11 protein-coding genes and 2 pseudogenes are annotated in these 12,075 nt (G+C 77.6%); 7 read left to right on the forward strand and 6 right to left on the reverse strand.

Going from position 1 to position 12,075, the window contains the following annotated elements; genetic code table 11:
* Positions 1–204 precede the first annotated feature (204 nt).
* From IH44_RS0136280 to IH44_RS0136300, 5 genes are all read left to right on the forward strand, one after another.
* Positions 205–933, forward strand: coding sequence for a TetR family transcriptional regulator (locus IH44_RS0136280; RefSeq protein WP_030464092.1), 729 nt, complete (start codon positions 205–207; stop codon positions 931–933).
* Between the two features lie 178 nt (positions 934–1,111).
* The gene (locus tag IH44_RS43405; protein WP_051818044.1) at positions 1,112–1,537 is read left to right on the forward strand and encodes a Zn-ribbon domain-containing OB-fold protein; all 426 of its coding nucleotides are present in this window, start codon (positions 1,112–1,114) and stop codon (positions 1,535–1,537) included.
* A gap of 240 nt (positions 1,538–1,777) precedes the next feature.
* Positions 1,778–3,193, forward strand: a complete 1,416-nt coding sequence (locus tag IH44_RS0136290; RefSeq protein WP_157852584.1) for a hypothetical protein — start codon at positions 1,778–1,780, stop codon at positions 3,191–3,193.
* A gap of 114 nt (positions 3,194–3,307) precedes the next feature.
* Positions 3,308–3,679, forward strand: a complete 372-nt coding sequence (locus tag IH44_RS0136295; protein WP_030464095.1) for a M48 family metallopeptidase — start codon at positions 3,308–3,310, stop codon at positions 3,677–3,679.
* 145 nt (positions 3,680–3,824) lie between these two features.
* Positions 3,825–4,274, forward strand: a complete 450-nt coding sequence (locus IH44_RS0136300) for an SRPBCC family protein (RefSeq protein WP_232795232.1) — start codon at positions 3,825–3,827, stop codon at positions 4,272–4,274.
* 30 nt (positions 4,275–4,304) lie between these two features.
* On the opposite strand, the gene IH44_RS0136305 is transcribed toward IH44_RS0136300, so the two are convergent.
* A complete protein-coding gene (locus IH44_RS0136305) occupies positions 4,305–6,317 on the reverse strand; it encodes a SpoIIE family protein phosphatase (protein WP_030464097.1) in 2,013 nt (670 codons plus the stop codon).
* A 398-nt stretch (positions 6,318–6,715) separates the two neighbouring features.
* Between IH44_RS0136305 and IH44_RS0136310 the strand changes: the two genes are divergently transcribed.
* Positions 6,716–7,075 (forward strand): 5-carboxymethyl-2-hydroxymuconate Delta-isomerase, encoded by a 360-nt coding sequence (locus IH44_RS0136310; protein ID WP_030464098.1) that lies wholly within the window; start codon positions 6,716–6,718, stop codon positions 7,073–7,075.
* Positions 7,076–7,091: 16 nt separating this feature from the next.
* On the opposite strand, the gene IH44_RS44915 is transcribed toward IH44_RS0136310, so the two are convergent.
* Positions 7,092–7,442, reverse strand: coding sequence for a VOC family protein (locus tag IH44_RS44915; RefSeq protein ID WP_078914742.1), 351 nt, complete (start codon positions 7,440–7,442; stop codon positions 7,092–7,094).
* A 45-nt stretch (positions 7,443–7,487) separates the two neighbouring features.
* A pseudogene (locus IH44_RS0136315) lies at positions 7,488–8,162 on the reverse strand (TetR/AcrR family transcriptional regulator); the annotation flags it as partial.
* A 138-nt stretch (positions 8,163–8,300) separates the two neighbouring features.
* Here IH44_RS0136315 and IH44_RS0136320 point away from each other — a divergent pair.
* On the forward strand, positions 8,301–9,311 hold the full coding sequence (locus IH44_RS0136320; RefSeq protein ID WP_030464100.1) for a hypothetical protein: 1,011 nt from the start codon (positions 8,301–8,303) through the stop codon (positions 9,309–9,311).
* Positions 9,312–9,327: 16 nt separating this feature from the next.
* Here the strand turns inward: IH44_RS0136320 and IH44_RS0136325 are convergent, their stop codons facing one another.
* From IH44_RS0136325 to IH44_RS0136335, 3 genes and pseudogenes are all read right to left on the reverse strand, one after another.
* A complete protein-coding gene (locus IH44_RS0136325) occupies positions 9,328–11,049 on the reverse strand; it encodes a hypothetical protein (RefSeq protein WP_051818046.1) in 1,722 nt (573 codons plus the stop codon).
* Positions 11,046–11,789, reverse strand: a complete 744-nt coding sequence (locus tag IH44_RS0136330) for an ABC transporter ATP-binding protein (protein ID WP_030464102.1) — start codon at positions 11,787–11,789, stop codon at positions 11,046–11,048. Before IH44_RS0136330 ends, IH44_RS0136325 begins: the two co-directional genes overlap by 4 nt.
* Positions 11,790–11,875: 86 nt before the next feature.
* Positions 11,876–12,075 (reverse strand): annotated as a pseudogene (locus IH44_RS0136335) (alpha/beta hydrolase); the annotation flags it as partial.

Consider the following 12,075-nt stretch of genomic DNA (forward strand, 5'->3'; position numbering starts at 1 on the left):
ACCGCCGCCGCGAACGGAGCGATCTTCGCCTCCGCCAGCGAACGCACCGACTCCCGGAGCATCTCGTGCTCCTCGCCGAGCCGGTAGAGGTCGAAGTCCTGGGTCATGGCAGTCTCCTCGGTGTGGCACTCAGTACCCCCGATTATGCACACTCAGTGCCGCCTGGCCCAGCCCGAACCGCCCGGTCGGTGCTACCGTCCGGGTATGAGCGAGGTGCATGAGCAGGACCGGACGCCCGGCGGCGGCGCGGCGCGGCCGACGATGCGGGACGCGCTGGTCGAGGCGGCGTTCGAGCTGTTCTCCGAGCGGGGTTTCGAGCAGACCACGATCGACGACATCGTCTCGCTCGCCGGGGTCGGCCGCCGGTCGTTCTTCCGCTACTTCCCCTCCAAGGAAGCGGTGGTGTTCCCCGACCACGACGGCTGCCTGGCCGACATGACGGCCTTCCTGGGCGCGGCCGACCCGGCCGGCGACCCGGTGGAGCAGGTGTGCGACGCGGCCCGGCTGGTGCTGCGGATGTACGCGGGCAACCCGGCGTTCTCGGTGGGCCGCTACCGGCTGACCAAGCAGGTGCCCACCCTGCGCATCCACGAGCTGTCGGTGGTCTGGCGCTACGAGCGCACCCTGGCGGGCCACCTGCGCACCCGGTACGCGGCCCGCTCGGACGGCGCGCTGCGGGCGGACGTGATCGCGGCGGCGGTGGTGGCGGCGCACAACTACGCGCTGCGGGCCTGGCTGCGCTCGGGCGGCGAGGGCGACGTGGGCGCGGCGGTGGACGAGGCCCTGCAACTGGTGGTCGACACCTGGGGGAACGGCGCGGAGGGCGGCGGGGGCGGCGGTTCGCAGGACGACGAGGTGGTGGTGATGGTGGCCCGGCGCGGGACGCCGATGTGGCGGGTGGTGCAGGGCGTCGAGGCGGCCCTGGAGGGCTGACCCGCCCGGGCCGCTCCCGGACCTGACGGTCCGTCGAAGATCCGCCGATATGACTGGCACTCCGTACCTTTACAGAAGGCACTGAGTGCCATACCTTCCTTCTGGCAGACGCCCCGACCGCACGCCCGCTCCCGGGCGGCGGTACGGCGGCGCACCCAGGCCCAGGGAGGAGACGGCCATGACCCTCACGCTCGCCCCGTCCGCACCGCACGCCCCGCTCGCCCCGTTCGCGCCCTTCGTCGAACACCCCTTCCCCCAGCAGGCCGCCGGCGCCCCCGGCGAGGCCGAACTCGACTACCGGCGCTGCCAGTGGTGCCACTCGGCCAGCGCGGCGACCTGCCTGCTGTGCCCGGTGTGCGGCTCGGCCGACCTGTCGCCCGCCCGCGCCTGCGGGCAGGGCACGGTGCAGCGGCTGCTGCGCCCGACCCGCCGCGGCCCGCACCTGGGGCGGCCGTACCTGATCGTGCTGGACGAGGGCTTCACCGTGCAGGCGTCGGTGCTCGGCGGCCTGCCAGGGGCGGTGCCGATCGGCGCCCGGGTCCACCTGGTGACCAGCGAGGAGGACGGCCGGGTGCTGACCTTCCGCCTGGCGCCCCGCCCCTGACCCCGCGCCCCCGACCCGCAGTTCTCCGGGCCGCCGCCCCACCGGCGCCCCGGTCCGCGCCCCCGGCCGCTGGCACCGAGTGCCATCCGCCGGGGGCGTTCTCCTTCGGACGCGCGTGCCGTGCGCACACTTCCGACATCGCTCCTCCCGGCTGTGCCGGGCTGGCGGGAACCGGTGCACGCGGCGGCGGCGCGCGGGTAGGGTCGGTGGCGTTTGCCGTTCCGGGGGAGGTACTCGCAGGTGCTCGATCTGAGCGCAGATCAGTCGGCCGCCGGCTGGCGCCCGTTGTCCGGCCCGCCGCCCGTGCGGGCCTGGTGCGACGGGCTGGCGGCCAATCCGGGAGCTCCGGTCGAGGTGCTGGTGCGGCTGCTGGCGCAGGGGCCCGACCCGCTCTGGCCGGCCCGCCGCCCGGAGCTGCCGGCGCCGGTGCTGGCCGCCGCGCTGCGGCACCCCCGGTGGCAGGTGCGGGCGGCGCTGGCGGAGCGTCCGGGGCTGGCCGCACCGGTGCTGGCGGAGCTGGCCGGCGACCGGGAGCGCCGGGTGCGCCGGGCCGCCGCGTCGGCCGCCCACCGGGTGGTGCTGCCCCCGGCGGCGCTGGCCGCGCTGGCCGCCGACCGCGACCCGGACACCCGCCGCCGGGTCCCGGGCTGCCCGGGCCTGCCGCTGGAGCTGCTGGTGGCGCTGGTCCAGGACACCTCGCCGCTGGTGCGCGCGGCGGCCGTCCGCCGGGAGTCCTGGCCGCAGCTGCCGCCGCGGGTGCGCACGGGCCTGCGGGCCGACCGCGACCCGGCGGTGCGGGCCGCGGTGCAGCGGGCGCTGCGGGTGGAGCGCGAGCTGCCGGTGACGCTGGCCGGGTACATCGCCGAGAGCGACCCGGCCCGCCGGGAGCGCACGGCGGCCTCGGCCCGGCTGGAGCGGGCGCTGGGCGAGTGGCTGGTGCTGGACGACGAACCGCGGATCCGGGCCGCCGCCGCGGGCAACCCGCACCTGCCCACCGACCTGGCGCTGGCGCTGGCCGCCGACCCGCACGAGGCGGTGCGGCTGGCGGTCTCGCTGCGCCCGGACCTGACGGAGGAGCAGCGCGCCGCGGTGGTGTACCGGCTGCCGGACGCCGCGCCGCCGCTGCCCTGGGTGGCCGCGCGGGCGGCCGATCCGGCGGAGCTGCTGCGGCTGGCCCGCTCGGCGCACCCGCTGGTGCGCTGCGCGGTGGCCTCGCTGGAGCGGCTGCCCGCGCCGGTGGTGGCGGTGCTGGCGGCGGACGCCGAGCTGATCGTCCGCCTGGCCCTGGCGGAGCACTGCGCGGACGCGCCGGGCGCGCTGCTCCGCTCGGTGTACGGGCAGTTGCTGGGCCCGGCCGCGCTGGTCGCGGACCCGCGTTTCGCCGCCCCGGGCCTGTCCCGCTGGGCCGGCCGCCCGGAGCCGGCCCTGCGGTTGGCCGCGCTGCGCGACCCGGACCTGCCGCCGGACCTGCTGCCGGCCCTGGCCGCGGACGAGGACCCGGTGGTGGCCCGGGCCGCGGTGGCCGATCCGCGCCTGCCGCTGCCGCGGCTGCTGGAGTGCCTGGAGCCGCACGCCCACCCGGCGGCGGCGGCGTCGAACCCGGCCCTGCCGGTCCCGTTCATGCACCGCCTGCTGGACCTGTCGCCCCCGTCCTGACCTGCGGCGGCGCCCCGGCGCGGGGCGTGGAATACCGCCCGGTGGGTGAATGTTCAACCACCTGTCGGGCCGGTGCGGCCCGGCAGGAGACCCGGCAACGGGAAGGAGCAGGCAATGACCACCGACCTCCGCCACAGCAGTGCGGCCGTCGTGTCCCCGGGCGAGAGCGCGGGCGAGCGCTGGGCGCGGGCCCAGCTGTTCTTCGACTCCAAGGCGTACGCGGACGCCGCGCTGATCCTCACCGGCCTGGTCGACGAGGTGCCCGAGCAGGTCGGCCCGCGGCTGCTGCTGGCCCGGTCCTACTACCACTCGGCCCAGCTGCGCCGGGCCGAGGAGCAGCTGCGCGAGGTGATCGCGCGCGACCCGGTGGAGCACTACGCGCACCTGGTGCTCGGCCGCGTCCTGGAGCGCCAGGGCCGGCACGCCGAGGCCGTTCCGTACCTGCGGCTGGCGGCCGCGTTCGACGGGGACTTCCCCGAGGACTGAGCCCCCGCCGCTTCCCCCGCACCGCCCCCGGCCCTCCCCCCGGCCGGGGGCGGTGCGCCGTTCCGGGCCCGGCCCCTGTCGTCGCGGGGCCCGGCCCCTGGCAGGCTGGAGGGAGCGCACCCCCGGGGCGGACGGAGCCCCCGGGGTGAACGGAGCGGAGGTGCCGCCGATGCGGACGCTGGAGGAGCAGATCGAGGTGACCGCCCCGGTGGGGACGGCCTGGTCGCAGCTGCACCGGGTGGCCGAGTACCCGCTGTTCGTCGCCGGGGTGGTGCACGCCAGCGCGCACGGCCGGCACCACGCGCTGCTGGACGTGGAGTTCGGCGGCGAGCGGCACGCGGTGGACGCGGAGCTGACCGACCACGGACGCGGCCGGGTGATGAGCTGGGAGACGGTGGACGGCCCGCCGCTGCGCGGCACCTTCGCGCTGCGGGCGCTGGACGCCGCGCACACCCGGGTCCAGCTGCGCCTGGAGTACGACCCGCAGGAGCTGATCGACGCGATGGGCGGCCCGCGCGGTTTCGCGCAGAGCCACGCGGTGGAGGAGGCGGTCCGCGCCGACCTGGAGCTGTTCAAGCAGCTGTGCGAGGAGTGAGCGGCCGGGCCGTCCGCCCCTCCCGGCCGCTCACTCCTCGGTGGGCAGCTCGGCCCAGATGACCTTCCCGCTGGCGGGGTAGCGGGTGCCCCAGCGTTCGGCGAGCTGGGCGACCAGGAACAGGCCGCGCCCGCCCTCGTCGGTGTCGGTGGCGTAGCGCAGGTGCGGGGAGGTGGCCGAGCCGTCCCGGACCTCGCAGATCAGCGACCGGTCGCGCAGCAACCGGACCCGGATCGGCGGGGCGGCGTGCCGGATGGCGTTGGTGATCAGTTCGCTGAGCACGAGTTCGGCGGCGAACGCCTGCTCGGCCAGGCCCCAGTCGGCGAGGCGGCGGGTGACGGCGGCCCGGATCCGGGCGACGGCGGCGGGGTCGGCGGGGACGTCCCAGTCGGCGACGTGGTCGGCGGGCAGCGCGCGGGTGCGGGCCACCAGCAGGGCGGTGTCGTCGGCGGGGTTGGCGGGCAGCAGCGCGGCGAGCAGGTCCTCGCAGGTCTGCCGGGGGTCGCGGCCGGGGCGGGCGAGGGCGGCGCGCAGCAGTTTCAGGCCGTGGTCGAGGTCGTGGCTGCGGGACTCCACCAGCCCGTCGGTGTACAGCACCACCCGGCTGCCCTCGGGGAGTTCGAGTTCGGCGCTCTCGTAGGGCAGCCCGGTGACGCCGAGCGGCGGCCCGGCGGGCAGGTCGACGATCTCGACCCGGCCGTCGGGGTAGGCCACGGCGGGCGGCAGGTGGCCGGCCCGGGCCATGGTGCAGCGGCGGGTGACCGGGTCGTAGACGGCGTACAGGCAGGTCGCGCCGGTGATCGGGCGTTCGCTGCCGTCGGGGGCGGGGTGTTCCTGGTCGAGCCGGTTGACCAGGGCGTCGAGGTGGCCGAGCAGTTCGTCGGGGGCGAGGTCGAGCGAGGAGAAGGTGTGCACGGCGGTGCGCAGCCGGCCCATGGTGGCGACCGCGTGCACGCCGTGGCCGACCACGTCGCCGACCACCAGGGCGACCCGGGCGCCGGAGAGCGGGATGACGTCGAACCAGTCGCCGCCGACGCCGGCCTGCGCGGGCAGGTAGCGGGAGGCGACCTCCAGGGCGTCCTGTTCGGGGAGTCCGGCGGGCAGCAGGCTGTGCTGGAGGGCGACGGCCATGGTGTGCTCGCGGGTGTAGCGGCGGGCGTTCTCGACCAGGACGGCGGCCCGGGCGGTGAGTTCCTCGGCGAGGGTGCGGTCCTCCTCGTCGAAGACCGGGCGCGGGCGGGCCCGCCAGAAGGTGGCCACGCCCAGCAGCGTCCCGCCGACCGCCAGCGGCACCGTGACCAGGGTGTGCACGCCCTGCGCGCGCATGGCGTCGACGGTGCCGGGGTGGAACTCGTCCCAGGCGGCCAGCGCGGCCGTCAGGTCGGGTTCGACCACCGAGCGCAGCTCGGTGACGGCCCGGGCCCGGGGGGTACCGGGGACCATCGGGACGGGCGAGCCGGGGGTCAGCAGCGGCGGCAGTTCGGTGACGCCGACCAGTGCGGCGCGGCGCAGCGGGCGGCGCTGCCCGGGCCGGGGTTCGCCGCCGGCCAGCACGCCCTCGTAGAGGTCGACGCAGGCGAAGTCGGCGAACGCCGGGACGAGGGCGGCGGCGAGTTCCTCGCAGGTGCGGGTGATGTCGAGGGTGGTACCGATCGAGGCGCCGGCCCGGTAGAGCAGTTCCAGCCGCAGCCGGGCGGTGTCGGGGCCGGTGAGCGGGGCGCTGTCGCGCAGGGTGGCGATCCGGCCGGGCAGCCCGCCGGAGCGGTCGGTGGGGTGCAGGTCGAGGTGGAGCAGGCGGCCGTGGACGGCGGCGCGGGCGTCGGTGAGTTCCCCGGGGCCGTGCAGCAGGGCGGTCAGGTCGGGCGGCAGGCCGAGCGCGTCGAGCGGGCGGCCCTCGCAGTCGGCGGGCAGGTCGAGCAGGCGGCGGGCCTCGTCGTTGGCGTAGCGCAGCAGCAGGTCGGCGTCGAGCAGCAGGACGCCCTCGCGGACGACGGCCGGTGCGGGGGCGCGGTGCCGGCCCGTTCCCCCCGCGGCGGCCGTCATCCGGGCCGTCCAACGGGGGCGGGCGTCACGCGGGCCGTCGGGGCGGGCGCCACGCGGGCCGCGGGGGCGGGGCGTGCGGCGGCGGACAGCCGACGTACGGGGGCGGGGCCCGCCGTGCTGTGTCCACCGGGTGCTGCCCGAAACCGGGTCATACGCCCATTCCTACACTCCCGGCTCGGAGCGGGCCAATGGCCGCGCCCGGATTTCCGTGCCCGGGGCGGTGGTTTCGCCCGGTCCGGCGGGCGGGGCGGGTCGGCGGTGACCGCTGTCCGGCCTGCGGCGTCCGCACTCCGGGCGGATCGGGGACCCCGGGCGTAGGGGCGGACAGGGGCGGGAGGAGGATGGGCGGATGTAGAAGCCAAGCATCTGCGCGAAGAGGTCGGGAGAGGTCGTCCGTCATGCCCCACATCACCGTCGACTACTCGCCGCAGCTCGCCGACGCCTTCGACCGCCCCGGTTTCGTCCGCGAGCTGCACCCGCTGGTGCGCGAGTGGGTGGCGTCCCGGGGCGTGTGCAAGACCTTCTTCCGCCCGGCGGCGGAGACCTGGGTCGACGGCTCGGACGGGCAGGTGACGGCCTTCGTGCACATCGCCATCGGGCTGCTGCCCGGGCGGCCCGAGGGGCTCAAGGCCCGGCTCTCCGAGGAGGTGCTGCGGCTGCTCGACAAGCACCTGCGCCCGGTCCTGGGCCGCGAGGTGGTCCGCTCGGCGGAGGTCCGCGACCTGGCCGCCTCCTACCGGCTGCGCACCGGCTGGTAGCCGCCGGGGCGGCTCCTCAGCGGTGGCCGAGGACGTTCACCACCAGGCCGTTCGGGTCCCGGACGAAGAAGCGCCGCACGCCCCACTCCTCGTCGCTCAGCGGGTGGACCACCTCGGCACCGGCCGCCAGCATCGCGGCGTGCGCGGCGTCCACGTCGGCGACCTCGACGCTCAGGTCCGGCAGCACGGGCGCGGTGGCGTCCCGGACCGCGAAGCTGACCTGCGCGGCCGGGGCGGCGGGCGCTGCCAGGGTCATGATCCAGCCGTGGTTCATGACCTCCGCGAGGCCGAGCCGCCCGTAGAACTCCCGGTTCGCCCGCTGCGCCCCCTCCCCCGCCACCTTGACGTTCGGCACCACCCGCCGCACCGGCCCGGTGGGCCGCTGCTCGGCGGACTGCTGCCCGGCGGACTGCTGCTCGGCGGCGTCGAAGGCGGGGGCGAGCGGGGCCAGGGCGGCCCGGAGCCGTTCGGGCAGCGGGCCGGCCGGGACGACCAGGCCCGCGGCGGCGGCCGGGCCGGCCTCCCCGGCGGGGCCGACCTCCCCGGCCGGGTCCGCGGGCGGGCGGAGCCAGTCGGCCAGCGCGATCCGGACGGCCGCGGCGGTGGCCGCGGCGAGCACCCGGGCGGACTCCGGACCGGTGGCGCGGTGCTGCTGCGCCGCCGCCAGGCGGGCGGTGATCGCCGCCGCGAGCGGGGCCTCGATCCCGGCGGTGGTGTCCAGGAACGCCTCGCGCAGGGCGGGGCGGGCGAGGATCAGCAGCAGGGCCTCGGGGGCCTGCTCGCCGGTGCCGGTGTACTGCTCGACCACCGCGTCGGTGACGGCCTCGGCCAGCCGCACCCCGGCGGGCCGGGCCGCGAGCGCCGCGGCGACCCGTTCCTCCCGGTCGGCGGTGACGGCGGAGACGATCGCCTGCTCGCGGCCGGCGAAGTAGTTGTGGTAGGTGCGCGGCGAGACCCCGGCCGCCTCGGCGATGTCCTCGACCCGGACCCCGTCCGGCCCGTGCTCCACGGCCAGTCGCAGGGCGGCCGCGCGCAGCGCCTCCCGGGTGGCCCGCTTCTTCCGCTCCCGCAGCCCAGGTGTCGTCACGGCGGCCAGCGTTCCACACCGCGCTGCGCCCCGGCAAACTTGCCGAACCGCAAACTTGCACTCCTGCAATTTTCCTGCCAGCCTCGTCCCCGCCAGTACCGACCACCGGAGGGGAACCGCACCGTGCGAGCAAGGGGAATGACCTACGACACCGGGTTCGTCCGGCACGGCCGGGCCTCCCGCCCGGACTTCGACCCGGCGGTGGTGCGGCGCGAGCTCGCCGTCATCCGCGACGACCTGCACTGCGACGCCGTCCAGCTGATCGGCGGCGACCCGGAGCGGCTGGAGCTGGCGGCCCGGGCGGCGGCCGGACTCGGGCTGGAGGTCTGGTTCTCGCCCTACCCGCTGGAGCTGGAGCCGGAGCAGGTCCGCGCCCTGCTGCGGGACTGCGCGGAGCGGGCCGAGCGGGTCCGGCGGCTGGGGGCCGCGGTGGTGTTCGTGGCCGGCGTCGAACTGAGCGTGATGGTCCGCGGCTTCCTGCCCGGCGGGAGCCCCGAGGAGCGGGTCGCCCGCCTGATGGCGGAGCCGGAGCTGCGGGCGGGGCGGATCCGGGAGCTCGGGGAGCGGATGAACGCCTTCCTGGGCGCGGCGGTCGCGGACGTCCGGGCCCGCTTCGGGGGCCCGGTCACCTACGCGGCGATCCAGTTCGAGCAGGTCGACTGGACGCCCTTCGACTTCACCACCTTCGAGCTGCTGCGCTCCGCCGAGGTCGCCGACCGGTTCCGGGAGGCGGTGCGCACCCTGGCCCGCGGCCCGAAGCCGCTCGCCGTCACGGGCTTCGGCACCGCCGCCTACCGGGGCGCCGGGGACCGCGGCGGCCGGGTCCTGGAGGTGGTCGAGCACGACCCGGAAACCGGGGCGCCGCTGCGGCTGGCCGCCGCGCACGAACGCGACGAGGCCGGGCAGGCCCGGTACCTGGACGAGCTGCTGGAGGTGTTCGAGAGCGAGGGCGTGGACAGCGCGTTCGTCTTCCTGTTCGCCCTGTCCGGCTACCCGCACCGCCCGGACGGCGACCCGCGCGAGGACCTGGACCGGGCCTCGCTGGGCATCGTCAAGCTCCTCGACGGGGCCCGCGGCACCCGCTACCCGGACCTGCCGTGGGAGCCGAAGGCCGCCTTCGACGCGGTCGCCCGCCGCTACCTGCGCTGAGCGGGCACCGCCGGTGCTAGCTCGGCGCGGCCAGGCGCGGGAGGGCGGTGGCCCGGGAGCGGGCCCAGTGCAGCAGGACGGCGGCCAGGACCAGGGCGATCACCAGGGCCTGCGCCAGGTGGGCGGGGGTGCCGGCGCGCAGGGCGGTCGACAGGGGCGGGGCCAGGACGGGCAGGGCCACGGCCGGGCCGGCCGCGTACCAGGCGGTGAAGAACAGCAGGCCGGTGCTGCCGCCGGCGGGCTGGGGCGAGCGGTAGAGCAGGTCGCGGCGGGCCGGGCCGCGGCAGGCGTTGACCAGCCCGGCGGCGACCAGCGGCGGGACGGCCAGCGGCGCCGCCCAGGCCGCCGTCCCGCCGCCGCAGGCCAGCACGGTGCCCGTGCCGAGCCCGGCCAGCAGCAGGCCGAGCGCGGTGGGCACCACCGCGTGGCGCAGCATCAGGTCGGCGAACGGGTACGGGGACCAGGACGCCCGGCGGACGTCGTCGGTCTCGATCCGGGCGGGCTCCAGGAGTTGGGCGAGCGCCAGGTAGCCGAACAGCAGGGCGAGGGCGGTGACCCCCCAGGACAGGGCGCCCCGGGTGCCGTCCGCCAGCACCCCGCAGAGCAGGGCGGGCACGGTCAGCAGCACCGCGCGGCCCAACCGGGCGGGGGACCGCAGCAGGGAGAGGGTGTCGCGCCAGTACAGCACCAGGTGGGGCCGCCGGGGCGCGGGCAGCCGGACCCGCAGCTGCCGTCCGCCGCCGGAGGCGCCGGTGACGGCCAGCCGGGCGGCCCGGAGTTCGACGGTGCGCAGCGCGGCCAGCACGCCGGCGGCGGTCCGGGCGCGTTCGCGCAGCAGGGGCAGCGGGACGGTGGCGGCGGCGCGGTCGGCGAGCACCAGGCAGAGCGCGGTCGGCACCAGCAGCAGGGCGGCGGCCAGCGGGGCGCCCGGGACGGCGGCGGGGGTCGGGGCCAGCGCGGCGATCCCGGCCCAGCCCCACGGGCCGGACCACAGTTCGATCCGCTCCAGCCAGGGCACGGGGTGGCCCGCGACGGCCAGCGCGCTCTGCGCCGCCAGCGCCAGGACCAGCACCGTCGCCGGCGGGGTCAGGGCGCGGGCCCAGCGGGCGGCCCGGGTGCTGCGCTGGACCAGCAGGCCCGCGCAGACGCCCAGCAGCGGCAGGCAGGCGCCGCCGGCCAGGCACCAGCCGAGGGCGGCGGGCAGGCCGACCCGGACGGTGAGGCCGAGCGCGACCATGCCGCCGACGGCGCCCACCAGTCCGGGCAGGGCGGCCAGTCCGCAGGAGAGCCAGAACCACGGGCGCAGCACCGGCCGGGGCCGGACGGGGTGGGCGAGCAGCCAGTCGGTGGTGGCCCGGGGCGGGACGACCGGGCCGCGCCACAGTCCGTCGCGGACGGCCAGCAGCAGCACCGCGAGCCCGGCGGCGGCGATGCCGCCGGGCATGGCGGCCAGCAGGTCGGGGCCGTGGGCGGTGTAGTCGGCGCCCATCGAGGCCTGCAGGAAGAGGCCGAGGCTGGGGATGCCGCCCCAGATCACCAGGATCAGCAGGGTGCAGTAGAGCGCGAAGGCGGCCTGTTTGGCCCGGTTGCGGCGGTGCGGGGCGCGCAGGGCGCGCAGCAGGGCGAGGGCCTCGTCGGTCCAGTCGTCGTCGGCCGTCCAGGCGGCGGGGGCGTCGGCGGGGCCGTCCTCGTCGGGGGCCGGGGCGAGCGGTTCGGCCGCGGCTGCGGGGCGGGTCACCGGGGTCCGGCCGGGGTGGTGCGCGGGCGGGTGTCGGCGGCGAGGACTTCGGCCGGCGGGCCCTGGCGGACGATCCGGCCGTCCTCGAGGACCAGGACCCGGTCGGCGACCTCGCGGGCCAGGTCGTCGTGGTGCGTGACCAGCAGGACCGCGACGCCGTCGGCGAGTTCCGCGGTCAGGAGTTCGGCGAGGCGGCGGCGGGCCTCCGGGTCGAGGCGCTGCTCGGGTTCGTCGAGCAGCAGCAGGTCGCGGGGGCGGACCAGGGCGCAGGCCAGCAGCAGGGCCTGGAGCTGTCCGGAGGAGAGGGCGGAGGGCAGGGCGTCGGCGCGTTCGGTGAGCGAGCGGTTCTCCAGCACCTGGTCGACCCAGTCGGCGGCGTCGGCGACGCCGTGCGCGACGGCGACCAGCAGCAGGTGCTCGCGGACCGTCAGGTCGGGGTAGTGGGCGACGGTGTCGCCGACGACCGCGACCCGGGCCCGGATCCGCGGGTCGTTCTCGTTCATCGGCAGGCCGTCGAAGCGCACCGTCCCCTTGGTGGGCAGGTCGCGTCCGGCGGCGATCCGCAGCAGGGTCGACTTGCCGGAGCCGTTGTGGCCGAGCAGGGCCACGCACTCCCCGGCGGCGAGGTCCAGGTCGACGGGGTGCAGCACCTCCCGGCCTCCGTAGGCGCGGCTGACCCCGGACAGGTGCAGCAGGGCCGGGCGCGCGGCGGCGCGCGGGGCGGTGGGCTTCTTGGCCATGCGGACGGCGCCTCTCGACGGACGGACCGCCCAAGTATGGCCCCGCCGGGCCGCTCCGGTGCGCACCGCCCCCGCCGGGGGTGCGGTCAGCGGGCCAGGAAGGCGGTGAGTTCGGCGTTCAGCTCGGCGGGGCGCAGGTACGGGAGGGCGTGGTGGGAGGCGTGTTCCAGGGGGTGGACGCGGGCCCGGGGCAGGAGGGCGGCGGCGCGGGCGGCGAGGGTGTGCGGGTCGTGGGCGCGGCTGGCGGCGGCGGGCAGGACCAGGCAGGGGCGGTCGAGGGCGGCGA

The organism is Kitasatospora sp. NRRL B-11411 (genome assembly GCF_000721345.1).
GTDB classification, from domain to species: Bacteria; Actinomycetota; Actinomycetes; order Streptomycetales; family Streptomycetaceae; genus Kitasatospora; species Kitasatospora cineracea.